The following is a 19,112-nucleotide window of genomic DNA, read 5'->3' as shown; positions in this document are numbered from 1 at the left end:
CTTAAAAATCTCTGTTACCAGTTCATCAGGCCGTAGCCCTTAATGCTTTGATAATTCAGGTCATAACTTTTAATCTTGCAGGCATCGCCGGAATTTCCCTCCACGGTATAAACACGGCTGCCATCCGTACCGATCACGATACCCACATGGTCTGCTGTCCCATCCAAATCCCAGTCAAAGAAAATTGCATCTCCGGGAGCCAGATTGTTATAGCCTCTTGCGCCCCACTGTCCATGAGACTGGAACCACGGAACACCTTGCCACTCACAGCCTGCAAAGCGCGGCTCACTTTTTCCTGCCTGGTTATAGCACCAGGATACGAAGCAGGCGCACCATTCCACACGGGAGTCAAAGCCGTACCAGCTCCAGTAGGGATAACCGCCCACATTGCCCACCTGACGCTTGGCCAGTTCCACCAGCTGAGGATTGCCGGGGCGGGTACCGTTAATGAACTGCACACCGGACAGATCTTCCGAGCCGCTGGTATCAGGGGAGCCGCCGCCAAACAACAGCGGCTTATTGCCCATGGTCTGCCGGTAAACCTGATACATTTTCATCTGCTCCGGGGTCAGAAGTTCCGACACCACAGCGGAAATGGGCTTGCTGGCGAGTTTCACATTCAAAATGTAATACTCATAGGGAACTTCTTCTGAGGTGGTCTCACCGGTCTCCGGGTCGGTGGAGGTCTCCGTGCGGTAGCGAATCTCCACTTCCTCAGTAAGCGTCAGCTGATACTGTGCTGCAAACACACGCGCCAGCTCTGCCTGAGCGCTCTGCCGGGTGTAGCCTTGCAAGACGGCAGAGAGAAATGCTGCCAGCTCATGAGGGTCATGGCCGATCATACCAAGGTCATAGCGATACTCGTCATACCCTGGGTGACTGCTTTCTATGTTGTCGATTTCCTCCTGCAACCGGGCTTCTCTGGCTGCATAATCTGCCTCCACCGCCAGCATTTCCGGGTCATCCGACGGATAGGTGGTGCCGGAGAGAACGGAACCGATGCTCTGCGCCATCATGGAGCAGGAGGACATGGTATTCATCAGCATACAGGTAATGAGGAACAAAACCCCTGCCATCAGGAAACCCTTCTTGTGGCGCATGACGAATGCCCCTGCCTGCTGTACCTTTTCTTTTACCGTCCTTGCGGCTTTTCCGGTTTTGGATGCAGCCTGGGCGGTATTTCCGGCAGTCTGACCGGCGTGTTTGGCGGCGGCATACTGCTTTTTGATGGCCTGCTTTTGCTGCCAGCGGGAAAGAGGGTTGCTGGCAAACCGGGGATTTTCCTGCAAAGATTTCTGGTACAGAACATTTACATTTGCCTTTTCCAGTTGACGCTCTGCCTGGGCTGCTTTGCGGTACGGCTTCAGCTTGTGGCTGCGATAGCCCTCCCGCACCAGATAAGCGCCGGTCTCCACCGCTTCCTCGGACTTGTGGGCGCTTTCCACGCCCACATTGTCCTGCTCTGTTTCCCGGATCTCTTTGTGGAGCTTGCCTGCGACCAGATGGACGGGAGCTTCCCTGACTCCTTGAGAAACTTTGGAAGGTGGCTTTTTCTTGTCCTCAAAGGTCAGCTTCGAGGTCTTTTTTCCGGTATCCGGGTCAATGACCGTCTGCCTGACCTTTTTCTTTGGGATATTGGCCTGCGCCTTATCTGCTCTGGCCGCAGCTTTTTCCGCTTTACGGATCGGCTTTTCCAGTGCAGGATCAGACCGTTCCTCATCAGTAAAGCGCAGGCGCGGCTCTTTATTCAAACCATTCTCCCAGCATGAGGGAGGACATCATGTAGTGCAGCTCTGCATAAATGGCCATTCCCACAGGATCGTTGAACATACAGCCGGACAGGTAGGCATAAAACTGTGCCACCACATCGGACAGGATCTTCGCTTCAGTTCCTTCCAGAACCAGACCACCCATACCTTCCTTGGCACGGATGGCACTCCAGACCTCTGCCAGACGGAGAAGCCCCACCTGACCGGTCTCATTCAGTTCTGCTGCCTGATCTGCCGCTGTGCGGCACTCGCTTACCGCATCGGCCATGACTGTAAGCAGCTGGCTGCGCTGGGCATTTACCGCCCTGTCAAAAAACATCAGCGGATTTTTATTCAAAATGTTGGAGTTCATCATCATTCATCCTCCTTCTTTTTCAGTTCCTGGGGTTTGGTGGTCATAATGCGGTAAAGCTCGGTATTCTTCGGGAAGTGATCCACGAAAGGCAGGATCGTGGAGCCATAGAACAGCAGGCCCTCGCCCTCACCGGAGTGGGTCACATAAGATAACTGGTGTGTGGAAATGCCCAGCTGCTTGGCGAGGATCTGCCGGTCCCCGCCTGCCTGGTTGAGCATATACACGAAGTCGGAATTTTCAAAGATATTTTCCACCTCGCGGCTGCTCAAAAGGTCTTTGACATTCTGGGTGATACCTGTCGGAATACCGCCCCATTTTCTGAATCGCTTCCAGATTTCCACCGTATAGGCGGCGGTCTGCTCCTCCTTCAAAAGCAGGTGCATCTCGTCGATGTAGTAACGGGTGGACTTGTGGGCGGCACGGTTGATGGTAACGCGGTTCCATACCTGATCCTGAACCACCAGCATACCGATTTTTTTAAGCTGCTTGCCCAGTTCCTTGATGTCATAGCAGACAATCCGGTTATCAATGTCCACATTGCTCTGATGATTGAACACATTCAAAGAACCCGTTACATAGATTTCCAATGCCGTTGCAATGTACTGAGCTTCTTTTTCTTCCTGCTCCCGCAACAGGTTATAAAGGTCCTCCAAAATCGGCATATTCTCCGGCTTTGGGTCATTGAGATATTCGTTGTAAACCAACCGTACACAACGGTCAATAATGGTTTTCTGCACCGGCTGCAAGCCCTCCTTACCGCCCACGATCAGCTCACACAAGCTGAGGATAAAATCAGATTTGAGGGACAGCGGGCTTTCATCATCCGAGTAGTCCAGATTCAGATCCATCGGATTGATATAGTTGGTTGAAGTAGGTGAGATCTTGATGACCTGCCCATGCAGACGCTCAACAAGAGGTGCGTACTCCGCTTCCGGGTCACAGATAATGACATCATCACTGGTAAGCAAAAAGCAGTTGGCAATTTCTCGTTTTGCGCTGAAGGACTTACCGGAACCCGGCGTACCCAAAATCAGGCCGTTGGGGTTTTTCAGCAGCTTTCTGTCCACCATGATGAGGTTGTTGGACAGAGCATTGATGCCGTAGTACAGTGCTTCTTTCCCGTTCTGGAACAGTTCCTGCGTAGTGAAGGGCACAAAGATAGCTGTGGAACTGGTGGTCAATCCTCGCTGGATCTCAATCTGATTGAGACCCAGAGGCAGACAGCTCATCAGCCCTTCTTCCTGCTGGAAGTCCAGCCTGGTCAGCTGACAGTTATACTTCTGGGCAATAGAGCCTGCCTGAAAGATGTTGTTGCCAAGCTGACGGGGATTGTCCGCTGTGTTCAGCACCAGAAAGGTCAAAAGGAACATTCTCTCGTTGCGGCTCTGCAAATCCTGCAAGAGTTTTTTCGCTTCACTGCCGTAGGTAGCAAGATCAGATGGAATGATGTCCATGTCATATCCGGCGCGGACTGCTTTTTTCTGTTCCTCGATCTTGCTGCGGTCAAGGTCGGTAATCTTGCGCTTTACCGTTTTGATGGCTTTCACCTGATCCACCGACTGAATGTGCATACTCACAATGAGCGAGCTTTCCATATCCAGAAAATCAGCCAGCAGACGGTCATTCAGCTCCGGTGCGAGAATCTGCAAAAAAGAAACAGCCCCGTATTTCTTACCCATACGGAACTGCTTGCCGGTGCGGAACTCAAAGGAGCTTGGTGCAATAAAATCCTTTGTGGACAGACCGGAAGGAGCCAGCCAGTCCCATTCAAACTGAAACGGGAGTTGTTCATCCATGTGGAATACCGCATGAAGCTGAAAAAGCCTTTCTTTACCGTCCAGCGTTCTGGCAGCTACACCAAGACGCTTAAAGTTATTAAGTATATCGGTCTCAATACGCTCCAGACGGGGCTTGGCGGCTTTGATGCTGTCCGCGTCGATACCAAAGGTCAGGTATTTTGTCTTGATGAGACCGTTGTTACCTCTGGCCAGCTGATTTTGCAGCATTGTGGTGTATTCCTCGCGGATACTGTCAAAGGCGTCCCTCTGGGGCGGGATGGAAATGGAGTTAGCAAAGGTCTCCTCCGATGCCGCAAGATTCAAAAAAGACAGCTGGAAATGAATCGAGCTGTCAAAATAATTGAGAAAATCACACCACCCCTCAAAGATTGCCGTCTTATCTTCGTTTTGGGAGAGCTGATAGTTGATGTCCTGAAACTGGATGGTCTTTGTGTAGTGGCTGTCCGATACGCGGCAGATTCCGTCCGGCCACATCCGTTCATAAGGGATACTGTCCTGCGCAGATTTTCCTTTTTTGTCCGTGCGGTTAGCGCGGGCAATGGCCGCTTCGATCTGCTTCTTATCGGCGCGGGACAGCTTTTTCTTTGTCTTTACCGGCTGCACAGTTTTTTCCTCGGTTTTTCCGAACATCCGATGCAGCCATTTTTTTATTGCGGTGAACAATGTCATACACCTCCTTATCGAGCATTTCCTGCCGCTTTAATACGGCATAAAAGTTGTTGGTCTGGTAAGGTCGCTGCTTTGGACGGATCACAGCTACTTTGAGAATGTTGCCCACGATCTTTTCCAGGGGCTGTCCATGCTTTTCGTACATAGCCAGCATAAAGAAGGGTAGCATAACCAGCATCATACACATAGCCGCTACACTGTTTCCGGTAGGTTTTCTTAGCAAAAAGAAAAGCGGTACGCCAATAAGCGCTCCGCCCGTGAAGCAGATAAGCTGCCGCTTAGTCAGATTGAACATGACCTTTGTTTTGACTTTTGTTAAGTCCTTGGGTACGGGTACATAAGCCAATGTGGAAACCTCCTTCCGTTTTAGTGCGCCTGAAAGACTGATTTGGCGAGACTGCCGGTTTTGAACAGCGTAAAACATAGCAGTACGGTGTAGCCCACGCAGCTCCAGATTGCCATGATGATGTCATCTTCCAGAGCGATGTTCTGCACCAGCACAGCATAAATTGCCACGCAGACGATAATGAGAAACGCCTGAAAGCCCAGTGCCAGCAGGGATCGGAGGTAATTCTGTCCCATACCGCCCCATTCTTTGCCCATCATTGCAGCCATTGGAATGGGAGCCACCGAAGTCACAAGGTAGATCTCGATCATACGGCCATAAATAACGATAAAGATACAGATATACAACGCCCACATGGTAATGCCAATAAAGAGGGATTGGAACCACAGTCCGAACAGCGGTCCCAGATCCATTTCCATCAGCCTCGGTTCCAGATCGGTCATAACTGAGGAAATGTCAATGGACGCATCCGAATTGATGATTCCTGCCGCCTGCGCCACTACGCTCTGCGCCATATCAAAGACGCCCATCACGATATTCCATGTATTTGTGACAATGAGGATGGCAGCGGCTGATTTGAACACCCACTTAAAAATCATCCAGGTATCCACATCATGCAGGTTGTTCTTGTCTGCAATCATCTGGATCAGGTCTACGGTCATCACGATAGCCAGGATCACACCTGCAATCGGCACCATGATGGAGTTGGACAGATTCTCAATCATGCTGAAAATACTGCCATTCCATCCCTGTGGGGTCTGGCCTACCTGTACGGATATATCCGCGACCTGCTGATTTACACTGTCAAACATCCCCGAAAGGTTGCTCATAATACCGCCCACCAGCATTTCTTTCAGCCAATTTGTCAGGGCCTCGAGTAAGAAATCCATACGGTGTCAACCTCCTTTCCGCCGCCCCCGCAAAGCTGCGGGAGCGGCAAGGATTTCATACGGAGACGCTTAGACAGAGAAAAGCCCGGAGAGCAGAGGTACAAGGACCATGCCGACTACGGCTACACCAGCACCGGCCATGAGCTGCTTCATGCCCTGAGATTTGGCGCCAGGGTTGTCATTGCCATAACCTTCCAACAGGTTGATGACACCCCAGATACCAAGACCAGCGCCCAGAGCGATAACGAGAGTCTGAAGAACGGTAATTGCCTGTTCAAAAAATGCCATATAGTTTGTTAGCCGGAATCTGATTAAAAAATAGGTTTGTCATGTTTCATAGGCATACAAAAGCCGGAACAATCTGCCGCCCGGTTTCCGGGAGCATGATTCCGGCTGTCCTCCTTTTTCATTATTTTTTCTTGCGATTGCCCACTTTGTACGCCAATGGCCTCAACAGAGGCAGTTGCGGCAAATAGATACGATCACTCCTTTCCTCAGCGGAACCGTATTACACGCCCTCCGTGTCTACTTCATATACATCGCAGACCTCATCAGGCTTGAGTTTTAGTCTGGCAGACAAAAATGCTTCAATATCAAAGGTATTCCGCTTGTCTGCATCAGCTGTGTATTTGAAATTGGGGTGCTTGGTGATGTCGTACTTATCCGAAAGGAAAGGACGCACACCGCGCAGCTGGAGGATACACTTGCCGCCATCCATAACAGCAAGCTCATCCTGGCTCATCAGCTCTTTACCCAATTTTTGATAGTTGAGGGAGTGGGAGGTTTCCCGGCCACGGCTCTCTCCGGTGTTGTAGGTGTCGATGGTTTCCTTACCCAGCACGGCAGCCAGCTCTTTGAGGGTAGTCGGCTCTTTACCGCCCAGAAAGATGGAAGTATCCATGTTACCGATAATGGTATCCGCGTTGTCCTTATAGATCGCCTTGAGCTGACTCTGTGCCTGCAACACCAGACAGGCTGAGATCTCACGGCTTCGGATGGTAGCAACCAGCTTTTCCAACTTGGGTATCTGGCCAATGTTGGCGCATTCATCAATGAGACAGCGCACATGGATCGGGAGCCTGCCGCCATACACATCGTCGGCTTTTTCGCAGAGCAGGTTAAACAGCTGGGTATAACACATGGATATAAGGAAATTAAAGCTGTCATCTGTATCACTCATAATGAGGAACAGAGCAGTTTTCCGGTCTCCCAGAGTATCCAGCTCCAGCTCGTCATAAGCTGTGACCTCACGCAACTCTGCAATGTCGAATACGGCAAGGCGAGCGCCGCAGGAAATCAAAATCGACTTAGCGGTTTTGCCGGCAGCCAGCTTATATTTCTTATACTGGCGCACCGCAAAGTGGTTTGGCTTCTCGGCTTCCAGTGCATCAAACATCAGGTCCACGGGGTTTTTGAACTCCTCGTCATCCTCCCGGACCTCCATGGCGTTGATGAACTCAATGAGGGTGGAGAAGTTTTGTTCCTCCACCGGAGCCTCATAATGGATATAGCCAATAAGCGCGCAGTACAACAAGGTTTCTGCTTTTACCCAGAAATCGTCTCCGGCCTTGCCTTCGCCTTTGGTGTTGGCGATCAGCGTTGTTACCAGCTTCAAGATGTCCTTTTCGCTATGGATATAGGCGAAAGGGTTATAGTGCATGGACTTCTTGAAGTTGATGGTATTTAGGACCTTGATTCGGTACGGCTCATAAATGACCTTGCCGTGCTTATCCTTCATGGGCTTTCCGTCTTTCCCCAGTTTGGGTGCGCCCCTTTGGAGCATTTTCCCGCACTCCACCAAAATGGTTCCCTTCGGGTCTGTGACCACATAGGAACTGTGCATCTGCATCAGATTCGGTTTGAGCCAGAAGCGGGTCTTACCGGAACCGGAGCCGCCAATCACCAGCACATTTTTGTTTCTGGCGGTCTTTGGGTCCTTGGGGCGGCTGTTCATTGTCAGGCTCTCCGTTTTCGTCAGAATCACATTGTTCTGGAATACCGGGTCGATGTAGGGTGCAATGTCCTCATGGGTTCCCCACCGGGCGGAACCGTATTCCATGCCGTGCCTGTACTTCTTGGCGTTCTTGCTTTTCAGGTATACAGCCAGCCGCAGGCCGCCGCAGCAGCACAGGCCCACCAGCAGGTCCAGCGGGTGCAGGCTGGGCCACCAGCTGGCCAGCGCCACCGGCAGCGTGGAGAAGAACGAGAGCATTTTTGCCGAAGCGTCCGCACCCACGGCCATCCGCCACGCTTCACCGAAGTTGGTGGAGAAAAGCCCCATCAGGATATACGGCAGATTCAGCAAAATGAGCTTTTTGATGTTCAGCTGCTTTTTCATCGTTCCAGCTCCTTCCGCTTGTTCCGGTCCACGACGGCGTGTTTTACCAGTTCTTTGAACTGGCTCAGCTTTGCCAGCACGGACGGGCGCTCGGATTTCTCCGCCTTTCTGACCTTTTTCCCGGTGTACTCGGTAAAAGCAGCGGTCAGGGCATCCGCGTCCCGACCCTTGAAAAAGATCAGGTACTTGGGTGGGGAGCTGCTGCGGTCCTTCTTCACCGCATAGTCCACGCCGTATTTCCGGGCGATCTTCTCAAACTCCTTGATGGAGGGGTCGGTGATCTCGATGTTGGAAACCCCTTGGTTTTGACCAATCAGCTGTTTCACCGTCTGCTTGCCCTGGGGCTTCACAGGCGCGTCACGGCTTCTCTGCTTTTGCAGCTTCTTTTCCTTGCGGTGGGCAAGGTACTTGGTGATGGCGGCTTTCATCAACCGCCCGGTAAACTTTGTTCCGCTGACTACCAGCGTCAAAGTCCTGTTTTCCACTTCCTCCTGCATAGGTCATCGCCTCCTTTCCACGGATTTTGCAGGGGTGGCGCTTGATACTAAGGCGGGACCACCAGCCGCCGCAGCAGGTATTTCAGCATGGCAGGCTCCTTTCAGCGCAGCTGGTCGGAGCGTTCATAGTACAGATGGCCCTGGCGCACTTTGGCATGGCTGAGAATCTTGATGTGGCCCTTTTCCTGGTTCTCCAGGCTTTTCTGGTATCCGGCCTCCGTCAGAAACAGGCGGGTTCGTTCACCTTTCCAGCCCACCGGGGAATCGTCGGTCAGCACATCGAAGATAATCATGTGCCGGGTGTCATCGGCAAACCGCTCCAAATCCATGTACTCATGGCCGTGGTAGTTCTGCGCCCCGGCTTTGAGGCGCATTTCCTCCATCAGCTGGCCCACGTTCTTACGCTCAGGCATGGCGTGCGCCTCCTTTCCCGCGTCCCTGGCCCTTCACGGTCAGGATACCGTCCAGGGTGGTGGCGGTGATCCGCAGGCGCTCGGCGGTGGCAATGTCATTCTTCACGGTCTCGTCGATGCCGTGGCCGCAGACCACCAGCACATGGGACCGGCGCAGGTAGTCCCGCGCCATATCCAGCCCGTCCTTGTGTTCCTGGGGAATCTCGTCCTTGAGGAAGGTAGGCAGGAACAGCACCGGGCAGATGGGCGAATACCCGGCGTCGTACACCTGACGACAGTAGGCCGCAGCGCTCTCGGCGTTCTCATACTGGCTGTTGCTCCAGGGAGCCGTAATGTAGGCAAGAGGTCGTTTCATGGCAAAATCCTTTCTCCCGGTGTGTCCGGGCAGCAGAAAAGCGGCTGTTTACCAGCCGCCTGCGTACATATCGTGGTTGACTTGTGCGGTGTAGTGATTGCTGATCGTTGTAGGCGCATTAAACAGCACCGCAAGCAGATACTGCTTCATGTTGCGGACCTCGGTGGTATTTTTCTGCAAGCTGTCCATGACAAACCGGATATGCTCGCTGTCCAGCTTCAAAAACCGGGAGCGCACCACCTCATGGGGGAAGTCGCTGCCTGCAATCCGGGTGGTTTTGCGCTTTGCACAGATAGTTTCTACCATCAGCTCCACGATCTCATCCAAATCCTCCCGATAGGTGGCAAACTCCCTGCACAGGTAGTCATACTCGATGTTCTCTAAAATCAATTCCCGATAATTTTCTATCTCGGAGACAGACATCGCATCCCTTCCTTTCCGTTCCGGCGGTCTTGCCGCCGCTGTTTCCCGGAAGGGAATGGAATCGGTACTTGATCCATGGGTAATTGATTTTTGAGTATTTGATTTCTCTATATTTAATTCTGCGGGCTTTTCCGTATCCGGTTTCACCATATCCGGGTTTTCCGTATCTGGTGAAGCCGTATCCGGCTGGGGCGTATCCGGGTTCTTCGGCTGTGGTTGCTCGTAGATAACATACTCGGTATCACTGATCCGACCCTGTTTGTCCCGCAGTTGATGACGGACAATGTACCCGGCAGCTTCCAGCTCCCGCAGCGCGCCGCCGATAGCGTCCACGCCCTCTTTGCAGATGGCGGCAAGCCCTCTGGTGGTATAGTTCCAGTCCTCCGGTAAGGACAGTATCATGGAAAGCAGCCCCTTGGCTTTCAGGGACAGTTTCCCGTTGCGTAAATGGTGATTGCTCATCACGGTATAATCTCTGGTTCGTTCAATGCGAAATACGGCCATTGACCTCACTCCTTCCAAATTTCTCAGGGTATGAAAAAAGCCACAATCCTGTAAAAAGAATTGTGGCAGTCAGCTGTTTTGTTCACTTTTTCTGCGCCGGTAGGGGCGCTTGGGAATGGGCGGTTTGTCCAACAGGTCATCTCCCTGAGAGAATGGCAGAGTTTGCAGAACACGGTCAATCTCCATAGATTCCATATCATGCTGGGAATGGCAATCCTCCCGGATTGCTTCCCGGATTTCCTTTACAGTACACATTTCAATCCTTTCCTTTCGCAATAATAACTTGTTTATGAGTGGCGGCGGCGCTTGTCCGGCTTAAAATCGAGGATATGTCCCTCAATCACACGGGCGTACCGCTTGATTTTGATTTCCCGGCGCTGCTGGCTTTGCAGGGCGGTCTGATAGCCGTCCTCCGTAAGAAACAGCCGCATTTCATCACCGGGACTGCCGTAGGCACAGGAACGCAGGACAGAAAACTCAATCATCCGGCGGGTATTATCCTGAAAACGCTCCACGGCAAGAATGTTGTGTCCTTTCAGCTCACGGGCTGAAATATCCCTCATAGGCTGCTCCTTTCTCAGCGTTCATGTTGCTGTTGGCGTTTTTTCTGCCACTGTTCCAGCAGCTTGATAATGGTTTCCTGCATCCGCTGGGGCGTGTAGCTCTTGGGAAAATACTTCCGCAGAGTGTCAGATGTGAAGGTCACCTTGTCCAGATCGCTTTTCTTTTCCTCTCCCATGATGGCCCGCATCACATCAATGGATAAATGTCCCTCCTGGCTGAATTTCTTGAGCCGCTGAGCCTGGGAGAGAGAAGGGGTAGCTTGTTCGCTGTCCATCGCGTCCAAAAGCTGTACCTGTTCCTCTTTTTTCAGGAACGACAGCTCATAGGCTGGATTAAAGGCGATTTTCTTTTCATCCACCATATCCAGCAGTTCGGGAATTAACTCGGTGAGGCGGATATAGCGAGAAATCTGGTTACGGCTTTGGCCGACCTGTTCTGCCAAAATTTCTCTGGATTCTTTACCAGCCAACTTCCGCCCAACTTGGGCGGAAGTTAAATCCATGCGTTCTCCCTGATGTCGCATAGCCTCCAGCTTCATCTTATAAGCGAAAGCTCTCTCACTGGGGAGCAGGCTTTCACGCTGCAAGTTGCTGTCCACCATAATGATGGTGGCAGCGTCATCGTCCAAATCCCGGACAATGACCGGCATGGTTTCTTTCTCAGCCAGTTCACTGGCCCTGTGCCGCCTGTGTCCGGCTACTAATTCATAGCCGCCCTCCGGGTCAGGTCTTGCAATCGCCGGAACCAGCACACCATACTGCCGAACACTGTCGGCGGTCTCCATCATGGATTCATCATCCTTGACTTTGAACGGATGGTTCTTAAAAGGGTGCAGTTCAGACAGTGGGATTTCCAACACCCGTTCCCGCTGTGCGTCGGCACGGCCTTCTTCGGTGGAGAACAGATCATCTACCGAGGCCAGCTCTATTTTTTTCGCGCTGCTTTTCAAGTTTCAACACCTCCTTCGTCAGATTTTTGTAGCCCTCTGCCACCTTGCCGCCGGGATCGTGGGCAAAAATGCTTTTTCCCTCGGCGCTGATTTCCTTAGCCCGAACAGAATGGGGGATCTCTATGCCGAATACTTTGATCTTGCTTCCATAGGTCTCCCGCAGGAGAGCGGAGATCTCTTTGGCAAAGTTGGTTCGGCTGTCCACCATTGTCAGCAGGATACCGTCTATCTGAAGCTTTGGGTTGATCTGCCGCTTTACCTTGTTTACCGTGGAGAGCAGCTGTTCCAGCCCTTTTGCGGGCAGATACTCCGCCTGAACGGGAATTATGATCCTGTTTGCAGCGGCCAGCGCATTGACTGTGAGCATCCCAAGGGAGGGCTGGCAGTCGATGAGGATATGGGAGTATTGCCCCTTCAGCGTGTCCAGATATTGCCGCAAGATAGTCTCACGGCTCATGGCATTTACCAGGGATACTTCCATACCGGATAACTGGATGTCCGCAGGCATCAGGTCAACGCCTTCTGCATGATGCAGAATACCTTCTCCGGGGCGTATAGGCTGATCCATCAGAATTTTGCCCATTGCATCCGACAGTGTAAATGGCAGCTTGTCTGGTTGCGGATTTCCCAAGCTGATTGTCAGGCTTCCTTGCGGGTCCCCGTCAATCAGAAGCACTTTCTTTCCGGCCTGTGCCAGACCTATTCCCAAGTTCGCACAGGTTGTTGTTTTGCCAACACCGCCTTTCTGGTTGGCGATGGCGATGATTTGCGTGTTCAAATAAACCTCCTCCTTCTACAAAAAATATCCCTATTCCGAAAAATAGGGATGAAAAAAGCCGCTTACTCAAATAAATGAATAAACGGCTATGTAAGAAATATTCGATTGTAAGTAAAGTTTTATATCACTGCAAAATAACGAAGTGCATCTTTGATTGCTTCTACCTTTTCTGGTGTCGGATGTTTCCTCGGCTGTTTCAATTCTTCTACCGCATTAGGAGCATCATACATCGGCAATCCCAAATTTCGCTTTACCTCTGCGATATATGCGGTATGTACCTTGAAGCCGTATTTCGCTTCTATGTACTCCTTAATCATTTTGTAGGTCACTTTTTCTTTGGGCTTGTACGCTTCGGCTCTTTTAGCAATACTATCTACCGGAATCTTGCCCTCGCCCTCTCCAAACTCCACATCAATGTGGATATAACTGTCGGCTTTTTTGTGGGACAAAAGAACTACCGTCTCCACATGCCCCGTCCACCCAAACAAATCCACCGGCCATGCTTCTTTCGCCCGATAACCATGCTTTGCGAATACTTTCAAATCGCGTGCCAATGTATCCGGACCGCAGGAGATGTATACCACCCGTTTCGGCTGCATAAGGGCTACCGCGTCGATAAATTCTTCGGTACTTCCGCTTCTCGGCGGATCCATGAAAACGACGTCGGCGCTCTCGCTGCGGGCTGCCATATGAGACATGAACCGGCCTGCGTCATTGCAGAAGAACTGTGCATTGGTGATGCCGTTCTTCTTCGCATTCTGCACTGCATCCCGCACTGCATCCTGATTTAACTCTACGCCGATAACTTTGCCCGCGTGTTTGCTGGCAATGAGACCGATCGTACCAATACCGCAATAAGCATCCAGTACCGTCTCCTTGCCTGTAAGTCCTGCCAGTTCCATCGCTTTTCCGTACAGCTTCTCAGTCTGAACTGAGTTAATCTGATAGAAGGAACGGGACGAAATACGGAACCGGAGTCCGCAGAGTTCATCTTCGATATATCCTTTTCCATACAGTACATGTTCTTTGTCCCCCAGTACCATACTGGTGCTTCTGCCGTTGATATTCTGGACAATCGTAGTAATTTCCGGGTGCTTTTCACGAAGCGCCTTGACGAAATTGTTCTTCGACGGGAATACCGGGGATGCTGTCACCAAAACGACCAGAATCTCGCCGGTTGTGAAGCCGCGGCGAATCAATACATGACGCAGCAGACCGTATCCGGTGTCCTCATCAAAAACACGAATCTTGAACGAACGAAGCATACTCCGGATCGTCACGATGATCTCGTCTGCTTTCTGATCCTCAATCAGACAGGAATCCACCGGAAGAATCCGATGTGTCCCCTCTTTGTAAATGCCAGAAATTGGATTATTTTTCCGATCCAATCCAAATACCGCATGAACTTTATTGCGGTAATGATACGGCTCTTCCATTCCAATGATCGGACGAACCGGACAGACACCGCCCAGCAGTTCTTCCATGCGCTTCTGTTTTTCTTTTAACTGCTGATCATAGGTTAAATGGAGATACTGACAGCCACCGCACTCACGGTAAATCGGACATTTTGTTTTTCCACGCTGTCCACCACGAACCGTTTCCTGACCGTCTTTTTCCCCTACATTTCGTTTCCTGTCCCCATGTGTGCCCCATTTATCCTCAACTCCAGACACTTTACGAGCAGCTTTTCCCTGTTTTTCCCCATTGACTCCCACTTTTGCACTATTCTTGGAAAATCCAGTTGTTTTCTCCCCCCGGCCAAACGATTTCTTTCCTTCCGTTCTTTTTCCATCAGAACCATTCCCTGCCGTCTTCTTCCATCCTGTTTCTTTCATTTTTTCTCACACTTTCTTTCTTCGCTTATCTTCTACGCCTCTCCCAACTCTGCTTCCGTCTTCACGCCCTTAAAATTCTTCTTCCAACGTTCTTTCTTAAAATGCACCGCGTAAATGAGTCCGCGCACGCATTCATCAGCTGCCATTGCAATCCAGACGCCTTCCAGCCCCCAGCCGAGCTTGCTGCCGAGCAACCAGGAGCCGGCGGCAGCTACGACCCACTGGAAGGTGATTCCGACCGTGGTCGGGGTCAGGACATCGCCGACCGCAATCAGGCATTTGGTCATAACAATGTTGACCGCGCGCCCGATCTCCAGCACAATCTCAATCACCAGAATCCTCCGTCCAAGCGCAATGATCTCCGGGTTGTCTGTGAAAATCAGGAAAATGTATTTACCCCCCAGGCACATCAGCACCGCCATCCCGACACACGCCGCAATCGCAACCTTCAATGTCGCATTCACTCGTTTCTGTATATCATTCAGACGGCGCGCTCCGATCAGGTAGCCCAGCACAATCTGGGTTGCCGTCGCGATCGCCATCGCATAAACATAATCAATATTGGCAAAAATCGTACAATATCCCTTGGTTACAGTAACCAGAGTGCCAAAGGAATTAACAATTCCCAGAATCATCATCTGGGAGAGATTGTACGAAAAACTTTCGACCCCCGTCGGAATTGCCAACAGGCAGAGATTTTTTAAAATCTGCACCGGAAATGGACGCAGATAACTCATTCCCATTTTGACGCGGTGGCTCTTGAAAAACATTCCGATCATCAATGCCAGACCAACTAACTTACTGATATCCGTCGAGATCGCCGCTCCGACCGCCCCAAGCTGCGGCATTCCGAACCAGCCGTTGATTAAAATCGCATTTCCCACAATATTCATGGCATTCATGATAACTGATATAATCATGACTTCCTTTACCATGGCAAATGCGCGGATCATCGCTGAGAAGGTCAGATAAAGTCCCTGCACCAGAATAAATGCGCCGACAATCAGCAGATACAGCGACGCCTCATCAAAAACTTCCTCCGGCACATGGATCGCCCGGTAAAGCGGCGTGTGCCCGGCAAAAACCAGAATCGTTGCCGCAAGACTGACGCCGCCGATCAGCACGATCGAGACCATGCAGGTCCGGGATGCATTTTTTTCATCCTGCGCGCCCAGATACTGGGACAAAATCACAGTAACCGCCGTCGATGCCATGCTCAGCACGATAATCACCAGGTTCATGATCTGGTTCGCATTGACAATCGCCGCCACCGAGGGCTGCGACACCCGGCTTACCATCATCTGATCGACGTTTCCGACCAAAAGCTGCAATAACAGCTCCACGAAAATCGGCAGCGACATCAGAAATAAATTCCGGTTCGTATTCATTTTGTCAATATCATTTTGATATTTCATATTTTCCCCTTACTTGTAATAATAGCAAAACAGCACATACAGCCGTCCAAACACTCTCGTATTCGCCCGGCTGCATGTGCCATTTTACACGATACTATATTGAATTGCAAGTGGAAGTCATTCTTTTTCCCTTACAAAAGCCCCCTCATTTTTAAATAATCCTTAATCAACTGAACTGCCCCGTCCACACCAATCTGCGTCGTATTGATCAAAAGGTCGTAATTCTCCGGTTTCTCCCAGTCGCGCCCTGCATAATAACGATTATAATCGCGACGTTCCCGGTCGATCCGGTGGATATTTTTGAGAACGTCTTTGTCCGCGTAGAGATTCCGCTCACGCACGCGCTCCTCACGCACTTTAATATCCGCGTAGAGGAACACGCGGATCAGTCCCTCGGTGCCATCCAGCACGTAATCCGCGCAGCGACCGATGATGACGCAGGATTCCTCCGCCGCCAGCTTCCGGATCACTTCCGACTGGAAGCGGAACAGATTGTCGGCTGAAATGAGATCGGAACCGAACGACGGTGCGCCCTTTTCCGGTGTCAATGTATTGATAATCTTGTATAAAAGCCGGTTGCCCGCCTTCTCGTCTGCCAGATGGAAATAGCTCTCTTTGATACCGCTCTCATCTGAGTTCATACGGAGAATGTTCTTATCATAAAAACTGATCCCCAGATCTTCCGCCAACTTTTTACCCGTATCCGCACCGCCGCTTCCATACTGCCTCGCAATCGTGATGATAATTTTTTTCTTCTCTGACATACCAAACCCCTCCCTTTATCTACAAGAAAATGCATGTTGCTTTCTATCTTCAGCATACCATAATGAGGGGATTTTTTCCATTCATTTTTACAAAAAGCATAGTAAAAATCAATCAAATAAGTCATTCTATTCTTATTTTCAGATAGTGCCTGTTTTTCAGCTTTTCTCCCCTACTTCACCTCCCTCTCATACAAAAGCACCGTCGGAAATCCCGCCTTCCTCAGTTCCTGTTCCATCCGCACAGCGTTGTCAAGATTTTTAAACGCACCGACCCGAAGCTTGAAATACGTCCCATCGTACACCAGAAATGCAGGGAATCCCATACGGCGCAGTTCTTCTAACTGCTGCTCTGCCAGCGATCGGATGCGGTACGCCCCCGTCTGGATCTGGTAATAATAGTCGCTCTCTTCCACCGGACGGCGATCCATGTCGTCATCGATTACATTTAGAATCCCAGATGCAACCGCCGCCGCAATTTCGTCAAACTGCGCGTCAAACCGCTTGTTATCCTCCGGATTGTCGATAAATCCGGCTTCAACCAGAACCGCCGGCATCTGCGTTTTCCGCAGCACAATCAAATCCGGCCGCTCGATCACGCCGAGATCCACATATCCGGTGCGCGCCAGCTCTCTTTGGATTGAATCCGCCAGCTGTTCTGATTCCCTGCCTGTCTTGTACACCAGCGTCATGACGCCCGAACCTTTTCCCGGCTCACTCGCCGCATTGCGGTGCAGGGAAACAAAATAGTCCGCGCCCGCCTCATTTCCCATCTCTGCTTTCTGGTAGGGCGTGTCATAGACGTCCGTTGACCGCGTGTAGACGGCATTCACCCCATTTTCCTCGAGAATCCTCCCTACTGCCAGCGCCAGACGCAGGGTATCGTCCTTTTCCATCCGATCCTCAAATACTGCTCCCGGATCTTTCGTTCCGCCGTGCCCGGCATCTATCATCACTTTCTTTTTTTCTTCCAAAAGAAAAGACTCCTCTCACATATCGTTGTACTACTACCATATGTGAAAGAAGTCCCAAAGTTTCCTGTTTAATTATCCCTCATACTCCCCGCTAAACACTTCCACCGCCGGTCCAGTCATGAACACGCGGTTTTTCTCGCGATCCCAGCGGATCTGCAGGCAGCCGCCCAGCAGCTCGACCTCAACCTCATCCTCCGTATGCCCTGCCAGAATAGATGCAACGGCAACCGCGCAGGCACCTGTTCCACATGCCATCGTTTCGCCGGATCCGCGCTCCCAGACACGCATTTTTACGTGTGTGCGGTCAATGACCTTGACAAACTCGGTGTTGGTACGGTCCGGGAAACGCTTATGAAACTCGAATTTCGGTCCGATCGTCTCCAGTTCCAGGGAATCAATCTCATCCATAAACAGAACGGCGTGCGGATTTCCCATGGAAATTCCGGTAAATTCGTATTCCGTTCCATCTACCTCGATCTTCTCCGGAAGCTCGGAAGTCTGCTCCGGCTCTCCCATATCGACGGTGACCGCCGTTACTTTGCCATTTTCAACCTTCATATCCAGATATTTAATCCCGGACAATGTCTCAACAGAAATCTGCGGCTTGTCCACGATATGGTGGTCATACGCATATTTTCCCACACAGCGGATGCCGTTGCCGCACATCGCGCCGCGGGAACCGTCCAGATTGTACATTTCCATGCGGCAGTCTGCCACCTCGGATGGGGTAATCAGAATCAATCCGTCGGAACCAATTCCAAAATGGCGGTCACTGACGGCAATCGCCAGCTTCTCCGGATCGTTTACCGTTTCTTCAAAACAGTTGACATAGACATAATCATTGCCAAGTCCCTGCATTTTTGTAAATTTCATCGTTTTTGCTGCTCCTTCTGCCTTTTTGATCCTATTGTAAAGGATCTTACGCCATTTTGTAAAGACTGATTACCATTTGTGCCGCCTCAATAAGGCTGACCTGGCTGTCCATGCTGCATTTCTGCAGATATTTGTGCGCCTCCGGCTCCGTCATCCGGTTCCGCTCCATCAAAATAGCCTTTGCGGTGTCGATCGCTTTCTGATCCTCTTCCCTGCGCTTCTGCGGCGGCTGGCGGCGCATCCGCCGTCTTTTTTCCGCCTGCGTCTGCTCAATCATGCGGACCGTCGAAACTAAATCTCCCATTTTAAACGGCGCCGGCAGGCAGACAATCCTTCCCATCGCTTCGCCGCTCCACCGGCTCGGGGAAGCAATGAGAAGCAAATCAAATCCCGGCGGCAGCTGGTCGGCAAGCTGCCGGCAGGTCATATCACCAAACCGGTAGCCGCTCACCACAATCCCGCTTCGCAAATCATCGGTTAACGCTAAAACCTGCGCGCCCGATGTGCAGGAGGCTGTGACCTGTATTCCATGTTTTACGAGTATATTTCTAATATTTCGTCCGTCCTGCGGCTTCGAAAATGCTACTATGATGTTTCCCACGTGG

The 19,112-nt window shown here is 51.2% G+C and carries 21 protein-coding genes; all 21 read right to left on the bottom strand.

Annotated features, from left to right (window positions below; all coding sequences use genetic code 11):
* Positions 1-14 precede the first annotated feature (14 nt).
* Positions 15-1,751, bottom strand: coding sequence for a CHAP domain-containing protein (locus DW720_RS09055; RefSeq protein WP_118667389.1), 1,737 nt, complete (start codon positions 1,749-1,751; stop codon positions 15-17).
* A complete protein-coding gene (locus tag DW720_RS09050) occupies positions 1,744-2,127 on the bottom strand; it encodes a DUF3851 domain-containing protein (protein ID WP_118667390.1) in 384 nt (127 codons plus the stop codon). The genes DW720_RS09055 and DW720_RS09050 overlap by 8 nt, the downstream gene beginning before the upstream one ends.
* Positions 2,124-4,526: a VirB4-like conjugal transfer ATPase, CD1110 family gene (locus DW720_RS09045; protein WP_117910059.1), complete on the bottom strand. Its 2,403-nt coding sequence runs from the start codon at positions 4,524-4,526 to the stop codon at positions 2,124-2,126. The genes DW720_RS09050 and DW720_RS09045 overlap by 4 nt, the downstream gene beginning before the upstream one ends.
* Positions 4,483-4,938: a PrgI family protein gene (locus tag DW720_RS09040; RefSeq protein ID WP_002576235.1), complete on the bottom strand. Its 456-nt coding sequence runs from the start codon at positions 4,936-4,938 to the stop codon at positions 4,483-4,485. The genes DW720_RS09045 and DW720_RS09040 overlap by 44 nt, the downstream gene beginning before the upstream one ends.
* Positions 4,939-4,958: 20 nt before the next feature.
* Complete coding sequence (locus DW720_RS09035; RefSeq protein ID WP_118749555.1) at positions 4,959-5,828, bottom strand: VirB6/TrbL-like conjugal transfer protein, CD1112 family; 870 nt, start codon at positions 5,826-5,828, stop codon at positions 4,959-4,961.
* 69 nt (positions 5,829-5,897) lie between these two features.
* A complete protein-coding gene (locus DW720_RS09030; protein WP_003525154.1) occupies positions 5,898-6,116 on the bottom strand; it encodes a Maff2 family mobile element protein in 219 nt (72 codons plus the stop codon).
* A 220-nt stretch (positions 6,117-6,336) separates the two neighbouring features.
* The gene (locus DW720_RS09025) at positions 6,337-8,166 is read right to left on the bottom strand and encodes a VirD4-like conjugal transfer protein, CD1115 family (protein ID WP_118667675.1); all 1,830 of its coding nucleotides are present in this window, start codon (positions 8,164-8,166) and stop codon (positions 6,337-6,339) included.
* Positions 8,163-8,663 (bottom strand): PcfB family protein, encoded by a 501-nt coding sequence (locus DW720_RS09020; protein ID WP_050005939.1) that lies wholly within the window; start codon positions 8,661-8,663, stop codon positions 8,163-8,165. The genes DW720_RS09025 and DW720_RS09020 overlap by 4 nt, the downstream gene beginning before the upstream one ends.
* A gap of 101 nt (positions 8,664-8,764) precedes the next feature.
* Positions 8,765-9,076, bottom strand: coding sequence for a DUF5720 family protein (locus DW720_RS09015; protein WP_118749554.1), 312 nt, complete (start codon positions 9,074-9,076; stop codon positions 8,765-8,767).
* A complete protein-coding gene (locus DW720_RS09010; protein WP_015527912.1) occupies positions 9,069-9,431 on the bottom strand; it encodes a hypothetical protein in 363 nt (120 codons plus the stop codon). The genes DW720_RS09015 and DW720_RS09010 overlap by 8 nt, the downstream gene beginning before the upstream one ends.
* Before the next feature lie 48 nt (positions 9,432-9,479).
* The gene (locus tag DW720_RS09005) at positions 9,480-10,358 is read right to left on the bottom strand and encodes a DUF6017 domain-containing protein (protein WP_118749553.1); all 879 of its coding nucleotides are present in this window, start codon (positions 10,356-10,358) and stop codon (positions 9,480-9,482) included.
* A gap of 69 nt (positions 10,359-10,427) precedes the next feature.
* A complete protein-coding gene (locus tag DW720_RS09000; RefSeq protein ID WP_118667543.1) occupies positions 10,428-10,613 on the bottom strand; it encodes a hypothetical protein in 186 nt (61 codons plus the stop codon).
* Positions 10,614-10,645: 32 nt separating this feature from the next.
* On the bottom strand, positions 10,646-10,921 hold the full coding sequence (locus DW720_RS08995) for a DUF5720 family protein (RefSeq protein ID WP_118667542.1): 276 nt from the start codon (positions 10,919-10,921) through the stop codon (positions 10,646-10,648).
* Positions 10,922-10,935: 14 nt separating this feature from the next.
* On the bottom strand, positions 10,936-11,871 hold the full coding sequence (locus DW720_RS08990; protein WP_118667541.1) for a ParB/RepB/Spo0J family partition protein: 936 nt from the start codon (positions 11,869-11,871) through the stop codon (positions 10,936-10,938).
* Entirely contained in the window at positions 11,828-12,649 is an 822-nt protein-coding gene (locus DW720_RS08985) for a ParA family protein (RefSeq protein ID WP_118667540.1), read from the bottom strand. Before DW720_RS08985 ends, DW720_RS08990 begins: the two co-directional genes overlap by 44 nt.
* Positions 12,650-12,768: 119 nt before the next feature.
* Complete coding sequence (gene rlmD, locus DW720_RS08980) at positions 12,769-14,484, bottom strand: 23S rRNA (uracil(1939)-C(5))-methyltransferase RlmD (protein ID WP_118696246.1); 1,716 nt, start codon at positions 14,482-14,484, stop codon at positions 12,769-12,771.
* A 32-nt stretch (positions 14,485-14,516) separates the two neighbouring features.
* A complete protein-coding gene (locus DW720_RS08975; RefSeq protein WP_118482005.1) occupies positions 14,517-15,899 on the bottom strand; it encodes an MATE family efflux transporter in 1,383 nt (460 codons plus the stop codon).
* A 131-nt stretch (positions 15,900-16,030) separates the two neighbouring features.
* The gene (locus DW720_RS08970; protein WP_022358543.1) at positions 16,031-16,663 is read right to left on the bottom strand and encodes a cytidylate kinase-like family protein; all 633 of its coding nucleotides are present in this window, start codon (positions 16,661-16,663) and stop codon (positions 16,031-16,033) included.
* A 170-nt stretch (positions 16,664-16,833) separates the two neighbouring features.
* Positions 16,834-17,634, bottom strand: coding sequence for an N-acetylmuramoyl-L-alanine amidase (locus tag DW720_RS08965; protein ID WP_118482004.1), 801 nt, complete (start codon positions 17,632-17,634; stop codon positions 16,834-16,836).
* A gap of 72 nt (positions 17,635-17,706) precedes the next feature.
* Positions 17,707-18,507, bottom strand: a complete 801-nt coding sequence (dapF, locus tag DW720_RS08960) for a diaminopimelate epimerase (protein ID WP_118482003.1) — start codon at positions 18,505-18,507, stop codon at positions 17,707-17,709.
* A 46-nt stretch (positions 18,508-18,553) separates the two neighbouring features.
* A complete protein-coding gene (locus tag DW720_RS08955) occupies positions 18,554-19,108 on the bottom strand; it encodes an ANTAR domain-containing protein (RefSeq protein ID WP_022358539.1) in 555 nt (184 codons plus the stop codon).
* Between the last annotated feature and the right edge of the window lie 4 nt (positions 19,109-19,112).

Source organism: Clostridium sp. AM27-28, assembly GCF_003480955.1.
GTDB lineage: Bacteria > Bacillota > Clostridia > Lachnospirales > Lachnospiraceae > Otoolea > Otoolea fessa.
The sequence above is the reverse complement of the archived record's forward strand: the minus strand, read 5'-3'. Positions and strand labels throughout refer to the sequence as shown.

Bases quoted from the DNA above. Each gene is read 5' to 3' on its own strand.
- DW720_RS08975 (WP_118482005.1), bottom strand. From the start codon at position 15,899: ATGAAATATCAAAATGATATTGACAAAATGAATACGAACCGGAATTTA.
- DW720_RS08995 (WP_118667542.1), bottom strand. From the start codon at position 10,921: ATGAGGGATATTTCAGCCCGTGAGCTGAAAGGACACAACATTCTTGCC.
- DW720_RS09030 (WP_003525154.1), bottom strand. From the start codon at position 6,116: ATGGCATTTTTTGAACAGGCAATTACCGTTCTTCAGACTCTCGTTATC.
- DW720_RS09015 (WP_118749554.1), bottom strand. From the start codon at position 9,076: ATGCCTGAGCGTAAGAACGTGGGCCAGCTGATGGAGGAAATGCGCCTC.
- DW720_RS09000 (WP_118667543.1), bottom strand. From the start codon at position 10,613: ATGTGTACTGTAAAGGAAATCCGGGAAGCAATCCGGGAGGATTGCCAT.
- DW720_RS09050 (WP_118667390.1), bottom strand. From the start codon at position 2,127: ATGATGATGAACTCCAACATTTTGAATAAAAATCCGCTGATGTTTTTT.
- rlmD (WP_118696246.1), bottom strand. From the start codon at position 14,484: ATGAAAGAAACAGGATGGAAGAAGACGGCAGGGAATGGTTCTGATGGA.
- DW720_RS08970 (WP_022358543.1), bottom strand. From the start codon at position 16,663: ATGTCAGAGAAGAAAAAAATTATCATCACGATTGCGAGGCAGTATGGA.
- DW720_RS09020 (WP_050005939.1), bottom strand. From the start codon at position 8,663: ATGCAGGAGGAAGTGGAAAACAGGACTTTGACGCTGGTAGTCAGCGGA.
- dapF (WP_118482003.1), bottom strand. From the start codon at position 18,507: ATGAAATTTACAAAAATGCAGGGACTTGGCAATGATTATGTCTATGTC.
- DW720_RS09005 (WP_118749553.1), bottom strand. From the start codon at position 10,358: ATGGCCGTATTTCGCATTGAACGAACCAGAGATTATACCGTGATGAGC.
- DW720_RS09025 (WP_118667675.1), bottom strand. From the start codon at position 8,166: ATGAAAAAGCAGCTGAACATCAAAAAGCTCATTTTGCTGAATCTGCCG.
- DW720_RS09035 (WP_118749555.1), bottom strand. From the start codon at position 5,828: ATGGATTTCTTACTCGAGGCCCTGACAAATTGGCTGAAAGAAATGCTG.
- DW720_RS09010 (WP_015527912.1), bottom strand. From the start codon at position 9,431: ATGAAACGACCTCTTGCCTACATTACGGCTCCCTGGAGCAACAGCCAG.